The 19,371-nt window shown below is 59.7% G+C and carries 12 protein-coding genes; 7 read left to right on the top strand and 5 right to left on the bottom strand.

Translation table 11 applies throughout. The annotated features are described in order from the left end of the window. The first annotated feature begins 35 nt into the window (after positions 1-35). On the top strand, positions 36-2,225 hold the full coding sequence (gene uvrB, locus Q9S52_RS04965; RefSeq protein WP_304708359.1) for an excinuclease ABC subunit UvrB: 2,190 nt from the start codon (positions 36-38) through the stop codon (positions 2,223-2,225). Between the two features lie 1,125 nt (positions 2,226-3,350). Here the strand turns inward: uvrB and Q9S52_RS04960 are convergent. Then, positions 3,351-3,560 (bottom strand): hypothetical protein, encoded by a 210-nt coding sequence (locus Q9S52_RS04960; RefSeq protein WP_304708358.1) that lies wholly within the window; start codon positions 3,558-3,560, stop codon positions 3,351-3,353. 126 nt (positions 3,561-3,686) lie between these two features. Between Q9S52_RS04960 and Q9S52_RS04955 the strand changes: the two genes are divergently transcribed. The 6 genes from Q9S52_RS04955 (at position 3,687) to Q9S52_RS04930 (ending at position 13,663) form a co-directional block, all read left to right on the top strand. Next, complete coding sequence (locus Q9S52_RS04955) at positions 3,687-4,379, top strand: 4Fe-4S dicluster domain-containing protein (protein ID WP_300729475.1); 693 nt, start codon at positions 3,687-3,689, stop codon at positions 4,377-4,379. 407 nt (positions 4,380-4,786) lie between these two features. After that, positions 4,787-5,842, top strand: coding sequence for a CoB--CoM heterodisulfide reductase iron-sulfur subunit B family protein (locus Q9S52_RS04950; protein WP_297628392.1), 1,056 nt, complete (start codon positions 4,787-4,789; stop codon positions 5,840-5,842). An 8-nt stretch (positions 5,843-5,850) separates the two neighbouring features. Next, a complete protein-coding gene (locus Q9S52_RS04945) occupies positions 5,851-6,864 on the top strand; it encodes an FAD-dependent oxidoreductase (protein ID WP_304736209.1) in 1,014 nt (337 codons plus the stop codon). 358 nt (positions 6,865-7,222) lie between these two features. After that, entirely contained in the window at positions 7,223-9,049 is a 1,827-nt protein-coding gene (locus Q9S52_RS04940) for a (Fe-S)-binding protein (RefSeq protein WP_304708356.1), read from the top strand. Positions 9,050-9,104: 55 nt separating this feature from the next. Continuing rightward, complete coding sequence (locus tag Q9S52_RS04935) at positions 9,105-9,902, top strand: thymidylate synthase (RefSeq protein WP_304708355.1); 798 nt, start codon at positions 9,105-9,107, stop codon at positions 9,900-9,902. Positions 9,903-11,275: 1,373 nt separating this feature from the next. Beyond that, a complete protein-coding gene (locus tag Q9S52_RS04930) occupies positions 11,276-13,663 on the top strand; it encodes a penicillin-binding protein 1A (RefSeq protein WP_294594755.1) in 2,388 nt (795 codons plus the stop codon). A 1,554-nt stretch (positions 13,664-15,217) separates the two neighbouring features. Here the strand turns inward: Q9S52_RS04930 and Q9S52_RS04925 are convergent. From Q9S52_RS04925 to Q9S52_RS04910, 4 genes are all read right to left on the bottom strand, one after another. After that, positions 15,218-16,285, bottom strand: a complete 1,068-nt coding sequence (locus Q9S52_RS04925; RefSeq protein ID WP_304708354.1) for a peroxiredoxin — start codon at positions 16,283-16,285, stop codon at positions 15,218-15,220. A 61-nt stretch (positions 16,286-16,346) separates the two neighbouring features. After that, positions 16,347-16,706 carry a DMT family protein gene (locus Q9S52_RS04920; protein WP_294594903.1) on the bottom strand — a complete coding sequence of 120 codons (360 nt, stop codon included), beginning with the start codon at positions 16,704-16,706 and terminating at the stop codon, positions 16,347-16,349. A gap of 1,192 nt (positions 16,707-17,898) precedes the next feature. After that, positions 17,899-18,096, bottom strand: a complete 198-nt coding sequence (locus Q9S52_RS04915; RefSeq protein ID WP_300829491.1) for a hypothetical protein — start codon at positions 18,094-18,096, stop codon at positions 17,899-17,901. Positions 18,097-18,114: 18 nt separating this feature from the next. Further along, positions 18,115-19,293: a DNA polymerase III subunit delta gene (locus tag Q9S52_RS04910; RefSeq protein WP_300829490.1), complete on the bottom strand. Its 1,179-nt coding sequence runs from the start codon at positions 19,291-19,293 to the stop codon at positions 18,115-18,117. Between the last annotated feature and the right edge of the window lie 78 nt (positions 19,294-19,371).

The following is a 19,371-nucleotide window of genomic DNA, read 5'->3' as shown; positions in this document are numbered from 1 at the left end:
TATATCTTCTCCTGCGACGTTAATTAACCGATAAGATGGACTTCGTACTGCATTCCGACTTCGCCCCCACCGGCGACCAACCCGAAGCGATCGCCGCTTTGGTTCGTTCGTTGCAGGACGGGACACGGCACAACACCCTGCTGGGCGTCACCGGCTCCGGGAAGACCTTCACCATGGCCAACGTCATCCGGGAGCTCGGCAAACCCGCCCTCGTGCTCAGCCACAACAAGACCCTCGCCGCACAGCTTTATGGCGAATTCCGCGGATTTTTCCCCGAGAACGCCGTCGAATACTTCGTCTCCTACTACGACTACTACCAGCCCGAAGCCTACCTCCCCACCTCCGACACCTACATCGAGAAAGACCTCTCCATCAACGACGAGATCGAGAAACTGCGGCTCAGCACCACCAGCTCGCTGCTCTCCGGGCGGAACGATATCGTCGTCGTCAGCTCCGTATCCTGCCTCTACGGGATCGGGAACCCCTCCGACTTCCACGCCAATACCATTCAAATCAAACAGGGCGAAGACCTGCCGCGGCAAAAATTGCTCTATCAGCTCGTCGACGGCCTCTACTCCCGGAACGACATCGAATTCAGCCGAGGCACATTCCGCGTGGCGGGGGATACGGTGGACGTGCACGTGGCCTACGGAGATAAAGCCTATCGCATCGTGCAGTGGGGCGACACCGTCGAAGAGATCCATTCCATCGACCCGATTACCGGCCAGCGACTCGCGCAGCTCGACCGCGTGACCATCTACCCGGCCAATATCTTCGTTACCACCCGCGATCGCATTAACTCGGCCGTGATCCAGATCCAGCACGACCTCTCGGCCCAGTACGACTTTTTCATGCAGCGCGGCGAAGAGCAGTACGCCAAGCGGCTCAAGCAACGGGTCGAATACGACCTCGAAATGATCAAAGAGCTGGGCTATTGCTCCGGAATCGAGAACTATTCGCGTTACTTCGACGGGCGGCTGCCCGGGACACGGCCATTCTGTCTGCTGGACTACTTCCCGGACGACTTCCTGATCATCATTGACGAGAGCCACGTGACCATACCTCAGATACGAGCCATGTACGGCGGCGACCACGCCCGGAAAAAGAACCTCGTGGAGTACGGCTTCCGGCTTCCTGCGGCCATCGACAACCGGCCGCTGAAGTTCGAAGAGTTCGAAGCGTTGGTGCCCCAGGCCGTTTACGTGAGCGCCACCCCGGCCGATTACGAGCTGAACAAGTCGGAAGGGGTAGTGGTCGAGCAGGTGATTCGCCCGACGGGGCTGCTCGATCCGGAGATCGAGATCCGTCCGACAGCCGACCAGATCGACGACCTGATCGGCGAGATCGAGGTACGGGCCGAGAAAGACCAACGCGTGCTGGTCACGACGCTGACCAAGCGGATGGCCGAAGAGCTGACCCGCTATTTCGAAAAGGTGGGGATTCGGTGTCGGTATATCCATTCCGATGTGGATACTTTGGAACGGATCGAGATCATGGACGACCTGCGTGCCGGTCGATTCGACGTGCTGGTGGGGGTCAACCTGCTGCGGGAGGGGCTGGACTTGCCGGAGGTCTCGCTGGTGGCGATAATGGACGCCGACAAGGAGGGCTTCCTGCGTTCGGCGCGTTCGCTGACCCAGACGGCGGGTCGTGCGGCGCGCCACTTGGAGGGGCGGGTGATTATGTATGCCGACAAGATTACCGACTCGATGCGCCAGACGATCGACGAGACGGAGCGGCGGCGCGAGAAGCAGATGAATTACAACCTGTCGCACGGAATTACGCCTCAGGCGGTGCAGAAGATGAGCAAATCGACCTTGGGAGAAGGTTCTCCGCTGGCGGCCTCTCTGCCATCCGCCAAGTTGGCTGCCGCGGGGGCGACGACGGTCGAACGGCCGTTCGGAACGGGTAGCGCGACGGGAGATGCGGGAGTGGTGTACGATATGGAGGCTCCGTTGTCGATGGTGGCAGACCCGGTGGTGGATTACATGTCGGCATCGGATATCGAGAGTGCGATCGCCCGGGCGCGGGAGATGATGGAACAGGCGGCCAAAGAGTTGGACTTCCTGACCGCGGCGCGTTATCGGGACGAGATGTTTGCTTTGCAGCGCAAGCTGCCGTCGTCGGAGCATGCGGGGAGAGTTTCGCCGTCGGTTAAGAGCAGTGTGCGAGGCGAATTGAAAGCGGGGGTAGGTAAGTCGCGGAAGCGGACGAAGATTTTGTAGTTGAGATGTTTCCAGCCCGGCCTTCGCCGGGCTTTTTTGTGTCGTGCGCTGGTTTGGGTCATCGGTAGCTGGAGGATGCGTTAGCATCCGTCTAAAGTTTGGCTTCGCCGTCCTCCTCGCCGCTCGGCAATTTGCAAACTACGTTTGCATTGCCCTCGCAGGCAGCGTCGGTTTTCCGGTTCCTTTTGTGAACAAAAGGAACAGTATCCTCAAACCCATCCGCGCGCCACGCCTTAGGAAGGGAAATCGTCAAAATGTGCTTGCACGTTTTGGCAAGATTTCCCAAGGCGCGCGAACGAAGCTCGACCGCGCGCGATCGCTGAAGAAGGAAATCATTCAAACGCGTGATTCGCGTTTGAATAAGATTTCCGCCAGCGCGCGGACAGAGAACAGGGGTAGAGGCGGCCAGTAAAACACCCGAAGGGTGCGCCCGCCCGGCGTAAGGGCAGTACCCTCCCGTAAGACGACGCGCGTCACGCCTGAAGAAGCGATTCAACTATTTCGGCGGTAGCCGAATATAGCTGAATCGCGCAAGGCGCGCGGACAAAGAACAGGCGCGCGAAAAAACTCGATCGTGTGCGAAAACTCCGTCGCCCGCCCGCCTAAAAAGGGATTTCACTCGTTTTGCGGTGAGCCGAATATAGAATGAATCGCGCAAGCGCGCGAAAAGCGCGGCGGAGCGAAAGCGAAGCCGCAGTGAGGCTGACACGGGGCGGAGAATTGGGGCGGTGCTTTGGGCCGAGCTTCTGCGGCTCTTTGAGCCGCGCAGTTCGCCGCCACCCCATGCGGCGGACTGCAACTCGACGGAGCTCGTTGCGTCCCCGCTGGCGGCGAACCGCTAAAACCGAGGACGAATGGGCCGAGCTTTTGCGGTTCTCCGAATCGCCGACCTTGTCGCCCAGCGGCGAAGCCGCTCGGGGGAGTGGGCGACAGGCCGAACCCAAGAGATTTGGGTGATGAGTTAGGCTGAGCATTTGCGGCTCGCAGAGTCGCGCGGGCCGGCGCCACCCCGGCGTAGGCCCGCAACCTTGCTATGCTCATGCAGCCCCCGCTGGCCCCGGCCGCATAAAGTCAATCCACAGATAGGGTAGACCCGGATAGCTTTCGCGTGCCGAGCGGCACCGTTTATTCCGAGAGGCAACGCAGCTGAAGACCGTGGCCACGAGAACTCGTATCACAGGGATCGAAATACTGCGCCGCGAAATGCAAAAATAAGCCGTTGATTCCGCTGCCCCCGGACGACCAGCTGTAACCGTTGTTGCCGACACGGCCCAGCACACCCAGTCGTCCATTGTTCCCCGCGTCGCGGAAGCCCGGAGCGACCGAGTCCCTCATCCAGACCTTGTGGATCCAAACAGGGATTTACGTATAAATACCCATCTAAAATAGGTGATAAGACTATCCGACGATCTTATCGCCCGATGTACTTTTGTTTACCGGTAATTGACACCGACTCTATCCATGGGAAAATATTTCGACGAACTGATGCAGGATCACCGCTTCCGCGAGGGGCTGAACGCCTGTATGAATTGCGGAGCCTGCACCGCGGTTTGTCCCGCTGCGGAGTACTACAACTACGACCCGCGGCAGATCGTCGACGACGTGCAAGCCCGCGACGATGCCAGCATCGAAGCCTTGATGAAAAGCGATACCATCTGGTACTGCGGCGAATGTATGTCGTGCCGTCCGCGGTGTCCGCGGGGGAATACGCCGGCTTATGTAATTCAGGCCTTGCGGCGGTTGTCCCAGAAATACGGCTTTTTCACCGAGTCCGAAAAAGGACGCCAGCAGTATGCCTTGGGGAGATTGTTGGGGCAGAATATGATGGAGCTGGGGTATTGCGTTCATCCGACGCGTGTCGCTCCGCGGATGCACCCGGAACAGGGCCCGGTGTGGGCGTGGGTGCACGACCACGACGACGACCTTTTCGCCCGGTTTACGGACAATTACAAAAAGGCGGGGCCGGGCCCGGCTCGTGCGATCGATCCGGAGAGCCTGGCGGAGTTTCGCCGCATTTTCGATGTGAGCGGCGGCACGGAGTTTCTTGAAAACATCGAGTGCTGTTCGATGCGAAAGGCGGCGGAATTGGGGATGGATGAGGAGGAATACCTGAACTATGTCTATACGTTCAACAGCGGTAATCACACCTTGTGATTGACCGTTCGTTTGCTGTGTCTACCCGCATGGAACTGCCGCTTTATTGTAAGAAAGCGGCGCAAAGAACTTTTGCAGAGGTCGTCCCGATGGGCCGACCACGGGTTCTCTCCGCCTTGTTTCGTTGGGCTGAGATTTTCAGGCGAGGCGCGTTAATCGGGGATATCACCCAAGCGCGCCCGCCGAAAATCCAGCCCAACCCAAGGGCAGACACGGCCAGAGCATCCCGCAGGGATGCGCTCTGAAGTTTTTTTGTTCTTTTTGTTCACAACCGACGCTGCCAGCGAGTGCAATGCAAACGTAGTTTGCCAATTGCCGAGCGGCGAGGAGGAAAACGAGCATAGCGAAGTTAAAAAGAACAGTACCCTCCCAAGCAAGTACAAATAATCAAGTGATAACAACGCGAGATGCAATATAGATTCGCCAACTGGCAGGAATACAGCAAAGAGATCGCCGACGATCATTATTATTACGCTCGGAGCTGCATTCGGCAGAACTTTTTTCCCGGTTCCGAGAAAGCCTTTCTTGATATCCTGCGGAACGACCTCGGGATGGACATCATCGAAGACCCCCGGCACACCACCTGTACCGGCATCGGCTACCACTCCGACGTCGTACCCCTGGAGACCACCATGGCCATCGTAGCCCGTCAGTTCGCCCTGATGACCGAGTGCGGCTACGAGAACTACGTCGCCTCGTGCATCACCTCCTTCGGGATCTATAGCGAAGTGCTCGACATGTGGCATCACTTTCCCGAATTGGAAGAAAAAGCCCGCGAGAACCTCTTCAAAGCCACCGGCCGCGAATTTCGGAAACCCAAGACCTTGGTTCACACCTCCGATTTGATGTTCCACGTGCGCGAACAGATCGCCGCCAAAGGCGTGCGGCGGTTGGTGAATGCCGAGACCGGCGAACCCCTCAAAGTCGTCGACCACATCGGCTGCCACTACGCCAAAGTTTTTCCCAAGAAAGGGATCGGCGGGGCAGAGTTTCCTTACGTGTTGGCCGGCATGGTCGAGTCCTGGGGCGGCGCCTCCGTAGACTACCCCGAACGGCGCCACTGCTGCGGATTCGGCTTCCGGAACTACCTCGTGCAGGCCAACCGCGGCTATTCCGTCGCCAACTCCCAGAAGAAACTTGAATCCATGGCCCCGTATCACCCCGACTTTATCGTCGCCAATTGTCCCGGCTGTGCCATGTTTCTCGACCGGTGGCAATTCACCCTCAACGCCATGACCGGCAGCCGGTATGCCATCCCCGTCCTCACCTACGAAGAGATGGCCGGCCTCGTGATGGGGATCGACCCGTGGGACCTGGGCCTTCAGATGCACCAGGTGCCCGTCGAGCCCCTGCTGGACAAACTGGGCGTCGAGTACGACCCCTCGGCCAAATATCTGGGCAAGAACGGCAAATTCATCGGCCAGCCCTTATCGACCGAAGCCTACAATTCCACCACCTTATAAACGACCACATGAACCAGCCTATGGCACAGGAACGCATATTGGTGATCGGCGGCGGCATCGCGGGAATGCAAGCCGCCGCAGTTTTGCGCGAAGAGGGTTTTTCGCCGTTGATTCTCGAACGTTCCTCCTCGTTGGGAGGCCACGTAGCCGATTGGGATCGGCTTTTTCCCACCCAGTTGCCCGCCCGGGAGGTGATCGACGAACTTTCGGCGGCCGTGCAGGAGATCGAAACGAAGATCGGGTGCGAAATCGCCTCCCTGACCTCCGATGCAAGCGGCGTGATCGCAGTGACCGCAGACGGCGAACGGTATGAGGGGCGCGCCGCGGTGGTGACGACGGGCTTCGACCTGTTCGATGCGCGGCTCAAGGAGGAGTACGGGTACGGGATGTATGAAAACGTCGTCACCTCGGCCGAACTTGAACGGATGTTCCGCACGGGACGGGTCGCGATGCGCAGCGGCGAGGCGCCCGAACGGGTCGCGATACTGCATTGCGTAGGCTCGCGGGACGAGAAGGTGGGACAGTTCCACTGCTCTAAAGTGTGTTGCATCACGGGCATCAAGCAGGCGATCGAGCTGACCGAGGCGGTGCCGGGGGTGCAGGTGACCAATTTTTACATGGATTTGCGCGCTTTCGGCAACGGCTACGAGGAGCTGTACCGGAAATCGCAGGTCGAACACGGCGTGACCTATATCCGGGGCCGGATTTCGGAGGCGGGCGAGACGCTCGACAAACGCATCCAGCTCAAGGTCGAGGACACGTTGGTGGGGCGTCCGCTGCGGATGACGGTGGACATGCTGGTGTTGTTGGTGGGGATGCGTGCACCGGCGTGTTGCGGTTCGCTGGGGCTTCCGACGCAGGCGAACGGCTTTTTCGCGCCGCAGAACCCTTATACGGGTACGGTGCTGAGCACGCAGCGGGGTGTCTACCTGGCGGGTACGGCGACGGGGCCGAAGACGATCGGCGAGACGCTGAACGAGGCAATCGCGGCGGCTCGCCGAATCAAACACGATCTGAAATAACCGTTCTTTTCTCGTTCTTTGTCCCGCCTCGAACTGTTCTTTTTGTGAACAAAAAGAACCGAAAAACCGACGCTGCCAGCGAGGGCAATGCAAACATAGTTTGCAAATTGCCGAGCGGCGAGGAGGACGGCGAAGCCAAACTTCAGAGCGCATCCCTGCGGGATACTCTGGCCGTGTCTGCCCGGTAGGTTGGGCTGGATTTTCGGCGGGCGCGCTAATAATGGGCGAGAACCCGTGGTCGTCCCTGTGGGACGACCTCTGCAAAAGTTCTTTGGGTACCTTTCTTTCAAGAAAGGTACGGTTCCGTCTGGCACAAAGAATAGATAAACAAACGGATAATACACAATGATATAGCGTTATGGCCGGTTCTCCCTGGTATTTCGATCCCTTTGTCATCCCCTTTACCCTCGGCGTCGTATGGTTATTCGGCGCCATCCTTTGGAAATGGGGCAAATGGTTCGTCGAGCTTCCGCAAGAAGACAAAGCCCTTGTTCGGCATAACTTTTTCAGCGCCAAGAGCCTCAAAGCGACGAAAGAAGTCCTCTTGGAATGCCTCATTCACCGGAAAATATGGAAGACCAACCCCCTGCTCGGGTTCATGCACATGAGTCTGGCTCTGGGATGGTTTCTGTTGATCGTCGTCGGGAAGTTAGAGACCTCCACCTACATCCACGACGCCGTGAATCCGCCCCACGTCCACGTCTTTTTCCGATACTTCTTCCCCGAAGAACCCGCCAGCTACGTGCGACACTTCAACTACGCCCTGTTGATGGACTGCCTGTTGATATTCGTGCTGTGCGGCGTGGCGCTGGCGTGGGGTAAGCGGCTCTATTCTCGGATGATGGGGATGCGGCGCACCACTAAACACACCCCCTTCGACCGAATTGCACTTGCATCGCTTTGGCTGATTTTCCCCCTGCGTTATCTGGCCGAATCCGTCACCTGCGGCGTGCACGACAGCGGCAGCTTCTTCACCGGCGGAACAGGCGATATGCTCGCCTCCGTAGTGCCGATGGGCATGCTTTCCGCCATGGAGTATCCCGCCTGGTGGGCCTACTCCATCGTGCTCGGCCTCTTTTTCGTCTCCATGCCTTACTCGCGGTACATGCACATCTTCACAGAGATACCGCTGATCTTTCTGCGCACCTACAAAGTGCAGTCGAAGCCCGAAGGGAGCAGCTTCGACCACTTCCAGATACAAGCCTGCTCCCGGTGCGGGATATGCCTTGACCCCTGTCCCATCGCTTCGGACTTGAACATCAATCACATTCAGGCCGCCTATTTCCTGCGCGACCGGCGGTACGGACACCTGACCTCGCAAGTGGCCGACACCTGCCTGATGTGCGGCCGGTGCGCCGAAGCCTGTCCCGTGGGGATCGACCAGGGAACCTTGCGGTTGAGCAGCCGTGTAGGTTTTGCCCGTCAGAGCTCCTTGTACGATGCCCCCCGGTACGAATTTCTCGCCTCCGCCCCCGACCGCTCGGAAGGAGAGGGCCGCGTCGGCTTTTTCGCCGGCTGCATGACCCAGCTCACCCCCGGCGTGATGCGGTCGATGGAGAAGATCTTCGCCGCCGCAGGTGTTGACGTCTGGTGGGCCGACAAAAACGGCGGAGTCTGCTGCGGTCGTCCGATGCGGCTGAGCGGCAACCTTCCGGCAGCGGAAAAGATGCAGCAGTATAATACCGAACTGTTCCGCCGCCACGGGATTACGACCCTCGTGACCGGCTGCCCCATCTGCTATAAGAGCTTTACGCAAGAGTATAAAGAGCTGAAAAGTATGGGGATACGCGTTCTGCACCACACCCAGTATATCGCCGAGCTGATTGCCGGAGGGCGGCTCAAGACTTCGGTCGTGCAGTCCTCGTATGTCTATCACGACCCGTGCGAATTGCGGGGGATTTATGCCGAACCGCGGTATGTGCTCTCTCACGTCGCTACCCTGACCAACGCCGAGAGCCTTGAAAAAGACCGCGTGCACTGTTGCGGCGGCAGCCTCGCCAATCTGACCCTGGACACGGCCGCGCAGACCCGGATCGGGGCGACCGTCGTGCGGAACCTGACGGCGACCGGTGCCGAAACCATCGTGACGAGCTGTCCCCAGTGCAAAAAATCGCTTCAGCGTGCAGCCGGCAACGATCGGGTGCGGGTGGCCGACATCGCCGAAGTGGTGGCCGAAGCGGTTTGAGAGTCGGGATATTTTCGTTAATTTGCACCGCAACCGAGAGAGAATCGAACATCCTATGCAACAATATCTGGACCTGTTGCGCCACGTGCGCGACCACGGCACGCGCAAGAGCGATCGAACCGGCACCGGCACCGTCAGCGTATTCGGCTATCAGATGCGGTTCGACCTGAGCCAGGGATTTCCGTGCCTGACGACGAAAAAGCTGCACTTGCGGTCGATCATCCACGAACTGCTGTGGTTCCTGCGCGGCGATACCAATATCAAGTACCTCAATGACAACGGGGTGACGATTTGGGACGAGTGGGCCGACCCGGCGACGGGCGCCCTCGGACATGTCTACGGCTACCAGTGGCGGAGCTGGCCGACCCCTTCCGGCGAACACATCGACCAGATCGCTCAGGTCGTCGATTCGCTGCGGCACAATCCCGACAGCCGGCGGCACATCGTTTCGGCATGGAACGTGGCCGACATTCCGACCATGGCTTTGCCGCCTTGCCATGCTTTGTTCCAGTTTTACGTGGCCGACGGGCGGCTGTCGTGTCAGCTCTATCAGCGGTCAGCCGACCTGTTTCTCGGCGTGCCGTTCAACATCGCCTCGTATGCCCTTCTGACCCTGATGATGGCCCAGGTGACGGGGCTCGAACCGGGCGAGTTCATCCATACGTTGGGCGATGCGCACATCTATCTGAATCATCTGGAGCAGGTGGAGACCCAGCTGAGCCGGACGCCGCGTCCGTTGCCGACGATGCGAATCAATCCGGACGTCCGGGATATTTTCGGATTTTCTTACGAAGATTTCTCGTTGGAAGGCTACGACCCGTGGCCATCCATTAAGGCCCCGATCGCCGTGTAGGGGCGTCGGGGTTTGAGAGACCGTGGGTTGCTGCGCGTTGTTGGGGTAGAGGCTGGCAGTAGAAATGCGTAAGCATTTCCCGTCCACGGGACGTGGTGCCCGCTTGGCCGACGCGTTCGCGTCATGGCGCGCGGCCGTTACTATTCCTTCTTAGCCTAACCGCGCGCGATCACTGGAGTAGGAAATCATTCAAAGCGTAAAACGCTTTGAATAAGATTTCCGCCAGCGCGCGGACGAAGAACGGGGGTAGAGGCGGCCAGTAAAACACCCGAAGGGTGCGCCCGCCCGGCGTAAGGGCAGTCCCCTCCCGTAGGACAGACGCGCGCCGCCGCCTAAAGAAGCGATTCAACTATTTCGGCGGTGAGCCGAATATAGATGAATCGCGCAAGGCGCGCGAAAACGCGGCGGAGCGACAGCGGAGCCGCAGTGAGGCCGACACGGGCCGAGAGCTGGGCTTTGCTTTGGGCTGTGCTTGTTCTTCAGGCGGGAAAACCGATTGCGGTTTTCCCGCTGCGCTGGGCCGCGCCGTTGGCCGAGCTTTTGCGGTTCTTCGAACCGCCGTCCTCGGCGAGAGCGACGCATTAGCGGCGCGTGGGGGGCGCGCCGAGGACGAACTTCTGAGAATGGGGCGGTGCTTTGGGCCGTGCTTCTGCGACCCAACGGGTCGCGCGGGCCGGCCGCCTGCCCACGGGCGGCCCGCAACACGCCGCTTGCGCGTCGAGAGTTGTCGTTCCTCCCGGGCGTCCATCCGCACAAAATTCGGCTACATGGGGCAACTCCAGCCCATTGCCCACCGCGGGCCCGCGCCCCGTTTATTCCGAGAGGCAACGCAACTGAAAACCGAAGGTGCGAGGATGCGAATTGCCCGGATTAAGTCCCGTAGCCGTGTAATCTACAAATTTGGCCGTCAAAGCATCGCATGTGGACGACCAGCTATATCCGCTGCCCCCGACGAAGCTCGAAGCATCCGTGTTAATGCCGTAGCGGCAGCCCGGGGCGCGCCCACCGGGCGTTTTAATGGCCGTCTCTGCCCTAAAGCCTCCATCCCAAGAATAGACCGTTGCCTCCCTACATTGCTCGTCGCAGGCACACCTCCCTCTGTTTATTCCGAGAGGCACCGCAACTGGAAACCGTAATCGCGGTTACCCCCACTGCTGGTATGGAGCCACTCCACGCCGAAATTCAGAAGAATGCAGCCCACGGCAGAGCCGGTGAAAGACGACCAACTGTAACCGAGATACCCTGCGCCATACACCCCCCCCCCGCATAATCGGTGCGTTGGCCCGGGGCGGGGTTCCCTCCTGTCCAACCGCAGCACCGACGATTAAAAATCGTATCTTTGCAATCACGCAACGAGTTATTCTCAGGATTTTATGGCCAACAAGACCTACCTCAAGATACGCAATTACGTCCAGGATCCCGCCCATCGGCGGAAGATCACCCTCATCTTTTGGAGTATCCTCGCCACTCCCGTTCTGATCCTCGGCACCCTCCTGCTGATGATCGGCTTCGGCGTGTTCGGCAAACTCCCCACCTTCGAAGAGCTCGAAAACCCCCGGAGCAACCTCGCCACCGAAATCATCTCCGCCGACGGTAAGAATCTCGGGAGCTTTTTCATCGAGAACCGCTCCTACGTCGATTACGGCGACCTCTCCCCCAACTTGGTCGCCGCCCTCGTCGCCACCGAAGACGCCCGGTTTTACAGCCACTCCGGCATCGACTTCAAAGGCCTCGCCCGCGTGGGCTTTAAGACCGTCCTGCTCGGCGACCGCGGACAAGGCGGCGGCTCCACCATCAGCCAGCAGCTCGCCAAGAACCTCTATCCCCGCGATACCGTCCATAGCTCCGGGCTCGCGAAAGCCGGCAAACTCGTGATCGCCAAACTCAAAGAGTGGATCACCGCCGTGATGCTCGAACACAACTACACCAAGGAAGAGATCGTGGCCATGTACCTCAACACCGTCGAGTACGGGTCGAACGCCTTCGGGATCAAATCCGCCTCCGCCACCTTTTTCAACAAGACCCCGGCCGAGCTGGCTCCCGAGGAGGCAGCTATGTTGGTGGGCGTGGTGAACGCCCCGAGCCGGTACAGCCCCGTGCGGAATCCCGAGCGGGCATTGAAGCGGCGGAATACCGTTCTCGAACGAATGGGCAGCGCCGGCTTCCTCAGCGACGCCGACGTGCGCCGGCTGACCGCCGAACCCATCCGGCTCGACTACCACCCCGTCTCCCATAACGAAGGAATCGCCACTTACTTCCGCGAAATGCTGCGGCAGTATATGACCGCCACCGAACCCAAACGGAAACAATACCTCACCGACTGGGACTATCAGACCGAACTCGAACGCTGGCAGAACGATCCCCTCTACGGCTGGTGCAACAAGAACACCAAAGCCGACGGCACCCCGTACAACCTCTACAAAGACGGCCTGAAACTCTACACCACCATCAACTCCCGGATGCAGAAGTACGCCGAAGAGGCCGTCCGGGAACATATGGTGAAGACCATCCAGCCCCAGTTCGAAAAGCAGCGCAAAGGCTATAAAACCATCTTCTACAACATCAACAAAAAGGAAGAGACCAAGATCGTTCACCGGGCGATTCTCCAGAGCGACCGGGGGATGGCCATGAAACGGAACGGGATGAGCGACGACCGCATCCTGGCCGCCTTCGAGAAACCGATCCCGATGACCGTCTTCACCTACGCCGGAGATCGCGACACCGTGCTTTCGCCCAAAGACTCGATCCTGCACATGAAATCGTTCCTCCGGGCCGGTTTCATGTCGATGGATCCCGCCACCGGCTACGTCACGGCCTATGTCGGAGGGACTAACTTCCGGAACTTCAAGTACGACATGGTGCGACAGGGGAAACGACAGGTCGGTTCCACCATCAAACCGTTCATCTACACCTTCGCCTTCGACATGCTCGGGTACAACCCCTGTACGCTGGTGCCCAACTCTCCGGTGACCATCGAAGCCTCGACCGGTCCCTGGTCGCCGAAAGAGGCCGGCAATGTGCCGCAGGAAGGAGAGTTGCGTCCCCTGTATTGGGGGCTGGCCAACAGCCGGAACAACTACTCGGCTTGGATCATGAAACAGGCCCAGCCGCAGGCCGTGGCCGATATGATCCATAAAATCGGCGTCCACAGCTATATCGACCCGGTCTATGCCTTGTGTTTGGGTACGCCTCAGGTCTCGGTTTTCGAGATGGCCGGCGCCTTCAGCACCTTTGCCAATCGGGGAGTGCATACCGAACCGATTTTCGTCACCCGCATCGAAGATAAACAGGGGAATGTTCTGGCCTCGTTCTCACCGCAGACCTACGACGCGATCAGCGAGCAGACGGCCTATACGATGCTCGACATGCTCAAGCGGGTCGTGACGGCAGGTACTGCGGGTCGGTTGGGTTATCAGTTCAACCTTCGGGGCGATATCGGCGGCAAGACAGGGACGACCAACAACAGTGCGGATGCCTGGTTTATGGGCGTGACACCGCATGTGGTGGCCGGCACCTGGGTCGGTGGCGAAGACCCGGCGACACACTTGATGAGCGGCGCAGACGGTTCCCGGGTTGCCTTACCGATTTTCGGGATATTCATGAAGAAAGTTTATGCGGACAAATCGTTGGGTATAAGCATGAACGACCGTTTTATGGAGCCGATCGGCGTCGTTCGGTACGATTGCGATCCGAAGCAGGCGATTTCGACACCGGGCGCTACGGCAACGGGAGAGTCCGGAGGCGACGAATTCTTCCAGTAGACATTTTTTGTAACGTTATTGTTTTAGCATTGGCGGCAAGTCCACATAAGGACTTGCCGCTTTGTTTTGCGAAGCACGTGAACAAAGAGCGGTGCGAGGAATTGGGCCGAGGTTGCCCGCGTTGCATAGGGGTAGAGGCTGCCGCAGCGAAACGCAGTTTCGCCCGTCCACGGGACGTGGGGCCCGCGCGGCCTGAGCGCAGTCCCCTCCTGTAGCCAAAGACGAGCGCCACGCCTTTTTGGGCCGTCGGCAGCTTGAGGATGCGTAAGCATCCGTCGAAAGTCTTTGGTTCTTTCTGTTCACAGAAAGAACAGTTCAAGGCGGGTCAAAGCTCGACCCGCGCGCGATCGCTGAAGTAGGAAATCATTCAAACGCATGATCTGCGTTTGAATAAGATTTCCGCCAGCGCGCGGACAGAGAACGGGGGTAGAGGCTGCCAGTGGAAATGCGCGAGCATTTCCCGTCCACGGGACGTGGGGCCCGCGCGGCCCGAGCGCAGTACCCTCAAACTAACGCGCGCCACGCCTTAAGAAGCGATTCAACTATTTCGGCGATTAGCCGAATATAGATGAATCGCGTAAGGCGCGCGACAAAACTCGATCTGCATACAAAAAATCCGTCGCCCGCCCGCTTAAGAGGGCATATTCTGCCGGTTGGCGGTGAGCCAATCCGGCAAGAATTGCCGCGGGCGACGGCAAACGCGGCGGAGCGCAAGCGGAGCCGCAGTGAGGCTGACACGGGGCCGTGCTTTGGGCTGTGCTTGTTCTTCGGGCGGGAAAACCGATTGCGGTTTTCCCGCTGCGCTGGGCCGAGCTGTTGGCTGTGCTTTTGTGGTTCGTAGAACCGCCGGGCCTGCGCGCTGGGCCTTTGGCCCACCCCCGGAGCGCGCAGCCCGAACCCCGAAAGGATTAAGGCGGTGAATTGGGCTGAACTTTTGCGGCTCACAGAGCCGCGCAGTCCGCCGCCACCCCGCGCGGCGGGCTGCAACTCGTCGGAGCTCGTTGCTGCTCTCCGCTGGCGGCGAACTGCTAAGACTGAGAGCGAGTAGCGCGATTCCGAAGAGAATCGCTGTCCTCGGAGTGCAGCGAACGCCGTAGGCGGGCGCCGGGGGGTGCGCCCGAGGACGAATCCAACAACCATTGGCGGCTCTTAGAGCCGCGCGGGCCGCAGCCTCCCGCAGAGGAGGCCCGCAACTGACGTTGCCGTGGGCCCCGCAGTTTTCGGCCCGCCCAAGAGGGTAGGATAGTCTCAGCCCCTTACCCACACCGCCCATGCCTTTCCCGTTTATTCCGAGAGGCACCGCAACTGAAGACCATGGCCACGGTTACCCACATAACTGGGATTGAACATCCCCGGTTCCGAAGCCAAATACCGCACCGTGATGTCGCCCGTCACCGGTGTACACGCCCAGCCGTACCCGTGGCGACCGACGTCGCACAGCGCGCCCGAAGCTGCCGAGCGGTAGCCCGGAGCGGGGAGAGATCGAAAAACGAAGCCGGGAGGAATCCTATGGATTCCTCCCGGCCGAGCATGCAAAAAGAGTCGGAAATTCGATTATAACAACTCCTTGACCGCCTCCTCGATCCCCGTCGAAGCCACATTGCGCCGGACGATGTTTCCCTCGCGGTCGATCAGGAAATTCGCCGGGATTTTTTGGACATTATAGAGCTTCACCGCCGGCGAGTCCCCTCCCCGCAAGTCGCATACCGAAATCCACGGCAACCGTTGTTCCGCCACACTCCCGATCCATTGCGCCTTGTTCGCGTCCAGCGACACCTGATAGACCTCGAACCCCTGCGCCGCATATTTCTCGTAGACCTCCGCCAGCTCCCGATTTAGAATTTTCAATTCCGGCAGGTTCGATGCCGTGAACGAAAGCAAAATCACCTTTCCCGTCAACTCCGACAACTTCCGTCTCTTTCCCAAGACATCCGGCATGTCCAAGTCCGGAAACGAGACCACGTTGTCCCGATTCGCTTCGACCATCCGTCCCGCCGTCGCCACATTGTCGAAACTCTGCACATCCGCCGCCAGCGCCTGCGCATACGGCGACCCCGGATACCGGGCATTCAGCGAGTCGCTCACCATCCGGAAGTAGACCACGTCCGTCGCATCGTCCGTGAAGAGGAACGACCCGTCCGTCGCAATTTGGTAAAGCGGCACGATCGCCGCCAGCGAGCCCGTATGTTGCGAAATGAATATCGCCGCCGCCTGTTTGCGAGCGATCGGATCCGCCTCCTGCAAAATGCCGTTGGCCTCCTGCACGAGCGCCGACCCCTCCGATCCCGACACCTCGTACACCGCCCCCGTGCTATCCGCGATCCGCAGGACGACTTTTTCGGCCGCCTCCGTCAGCAACGGAATGCTGCCTCCGCCCGCAATCCGCAACGAGTAGAACTCCGGCGTGCTCGACGTCTGTTCCAGAAAGAGGTTGAATTTTCCGTGCCGATCCGTCCGCACCGAATCGACGAACCGTGCCCCAGCCGGAACGATCCGTTCGACGACGATCGTCCTGTCCTTTCCGCCTTCGGCGATTTCGCCTCGGATCGTCACCCCGTTGCCCGAGCAACCGACCAGCAATCCGGCTGCGACAGTCAGCGCAAGTATCTGTTTTCTCGTCATAAGTATGCTCTGTTTTGAGATAAGTCCGACTGCAAATATAAACTTTTCCCTCCGCGCCGCCTCACTTCTTGAACATAAAATAGACGGCCAGCACCAAAAACATCGCACCGAACAGGTGGTTCAGCCTGAGCGCCTCGTTTTTGAAGAAGAGAGTGGTGAAGAGAGCGAAGACGACCAGACTGACGACCTCCTGAATGACACGGAGTTGCAGCAGGCTGAACGGCCCTCCCATCCCCTGGAATCCGATCCGGTTGGCCGGGATCATGAACATGTATTCGACCAGCGCGATGCACCAGCTGATGCAGATGATTCCCCAGAGAGGCAGCCCCTGGAAGAATTTGAATCGGAGTTGTCCGTACCAGGCGAGCGTCATGAAGGAGTTGGAGACGACTAAAAGCAAGACAGCGTATATTCCTTTCATATTCAGGTTATTTTTCAGCGTAAGTCAAAGTTCTCCCGCGTGGAAAAAAGGTGGGGGCCGAGGCTGCCGCGAGGTTAGGGTAGACTCGGCCAAAGCATCCCGTAGGGATGCGCTCTAAAGTTTTTTCGGTTCCTTTTGTTCACAACCGACGCTGCCAGCGAGGGCAATGCAAACGCAGTTTGCAAATTGCCGAGCGGCGAGGAGGAACCGAGTAGCGTACCGAGAGCAGAGACCGCTTGCGGGATTTGCCGAGGCAGCACGAGGAAGCCGAAGGCAACGCGAAGCCAAAAGGAACAGTTCGAGGCGGGACAAAGCTCGACCCGCGCGCGACTGCTGGATAAGGAAATCATTCAAACGCGTAGTTCGCGTTTGAATAAGATTTCCGCCAGCGCGCGGACAAAGAACGGGGGTAGAGGCTGCCATTAAACCACCCGAAGGGTGCGCCCGCCCGGCGGACGCGTTCGCGCCACGGCGGGCGGCCTTTATTACTTCAAAGCAACCGCGCGCCCCGCCTAAAGACGCGATTCAGCTATTTCGGCGGTGAGCCGAAATAGAATGAATCGCGCAAGGCGCGCGAAAAAACTTGATCCGTGCAAAAAAATCCGTCGCCCGCCCGCATAAGAAGGCATATTCTGCCGGTTGGCACTTGACCAATCCGGCAAGAATTGCCGCGGGCGACGTTTAGGAGTAGACACGCCCAGTTTTCGCGTGCCGAGCGGCACCGGCGGAGCGAAAGCGGAGCCGCAGTGAGGCTGACACGGGGCAGTGCTTTGGGCCGTGGGTTGGGCTGTGCTTCTGCGACTCGCAGGGTCGCGCGGGCCGAAGCCTCCGGCCGCGGAGGCCCGCAACTGACGTTGCTGTGGGCCCCGCAGGCTTCAACCCGTTAAAGCACTTGCATTTTCTCAGGCTTGGTTGCGTCTCGTTGCTCCCCCCTCCGCGGAGGACGTACAGTGTCTTTTGCTGGCTGTCTCTGTCTCATATGGCGCCCCACTGGCGGCGAACAGCTTAAAAGAGACGAATGCGCCGTGCTTCTGCGGCTCGCAGACTCGCGCGGGCCGAACGCCTCCCCTCGGGAGTCCCGCAACACGTCGCTTGCGCGTTGAGAATTGCGGTTCCTCCCGGGCGTCCGTCCGCACAAAGTTCGGCTACATGGGGCAGCTCCCGCCCTTTGCCCCCCGCGGGCCCGCGGCGTTTATTCCGAGAGGCAACGCAACTGAAAACCGACAGCCCGACCATACAGGCTGCAAGCATCGACCCCCGTTGCGTTGAAACTCAGGTTCATGCCATTCGCCTCGCAGACAGCAGCAGACCAGACGTAACCATGGCTACAGACATAGCTCAGCCCGCCCGACGCATGCCCGCGGTAGCCCGGGGTCGTGTCGCCCGACATCCCCCGCCTCCCCGTCGGCTACTTGAGCGCTGCCCTCGCCGTCCCGATGATTTTGCAGATACTCATCGCGAAATGCGTAAAGAGGATACGCGCATTGCCATTCTGGCGGATATGCCCCAACAGCAGTTCGAACTCCCGCACGAACTCCTCGACCGTCGCATGCGAGACATACGGCGCGAAATTTTGACAAAACCGCTCCTGCGCCGGATTCGTATAAGCCAGCCTCCGGAGGCCGATCCCCGTCAGGTAACACGCCCGCAGCAACTCCAACCCCGCTATGCAGAACTGCTTTTGCACCTCCCGCCCCAACGGCGCCATCTCCTCCGCCCAGCTGAACAGATCCAGGTACTTCTGCTGGTAACACAGCCGCATCAACCGAATGAACCGCTCCCCATGCTCCGCCGTCCCGCCTCCCGCCCCCTCCGTCCCCGTCGCCAGCCGTACCGCCTCCCCCCAGCTCCCCTGCGCCAGATAGGCCGCCTGCTCCGCCCCTTCCGCCGTGATCCCCCGGCGAGCCACCAACTCCCGGGCGATCAGATCGTCCGCCACCCCCGCCAGCGCCACCGTCTGCGTCCTCGATCGGATCGTCGCGATGATCTTCTCCGGCTCCACGCTCACGAACAGGAAGAGCGTCCGTTCCGGCGGCTCCTCCACCAGCTTCAGCAGCGTATTGGCCGCCGTCTCGTGCAGCCGCTCCGGCAGCCAGACGACCACCGTCTTGTATCCCCCCTCGAACGCCTTGAACCCCATCTGCCGCACCAGCTCGTTCGCATCCGTCTTGTTGATGATCCCCTGCTGATTCTCGATCCCCAGCCGCGCATACCACTCCTGCTCCGTCAGATAGCCCCCCGTCTCCGGAATCATCTGCCGCCAGAGATGCACGAACTGCTCGCTCCGCGGTTTTTCGTCCGCCCGTCCCGTCGCCACCGCCTCCTTCGACGCATTCACCGGGTAGATATAGTGGCAGTCCGGATGCTCCAACCGCTGCATGCGGTAACACTCCGGACACTCCCCGCACGAATCCTCCTCCGTCCGGTTGCGGCAGTTCACATACTGGGCGTAAGCCAGCGCCAGCGGCAACGCCCCCGTCCCCTCGGCCCCCGTGAAGAGCAGCGCATGGCTGATCCTCCCCTGCCGCACCGTTTCGCGCAGCCGTCGTTTGACCTCTTCCTGACCGATAATATCTTTGAATTGCATATTCCGACTCGCGCCGTCGTTCGAAACCCGCCCGGCGCCTGACGAAGATACGGAAATTTTGCATATCTTCGCCTTTCA

This window comes from uncultured Rikenella sp. (assembly GCF_948810725.1).
Classification (GTDB): Bacteria; Bacteroidota; Bacteroidia; order Bacteroidales; family Rikenellaceae; genus Rikenella.
The sequence above is the reverse complement of the archived record's forward strand: the minus strand, read 5'-3'. Positions and strand labels throughout refer to the sequence as shown.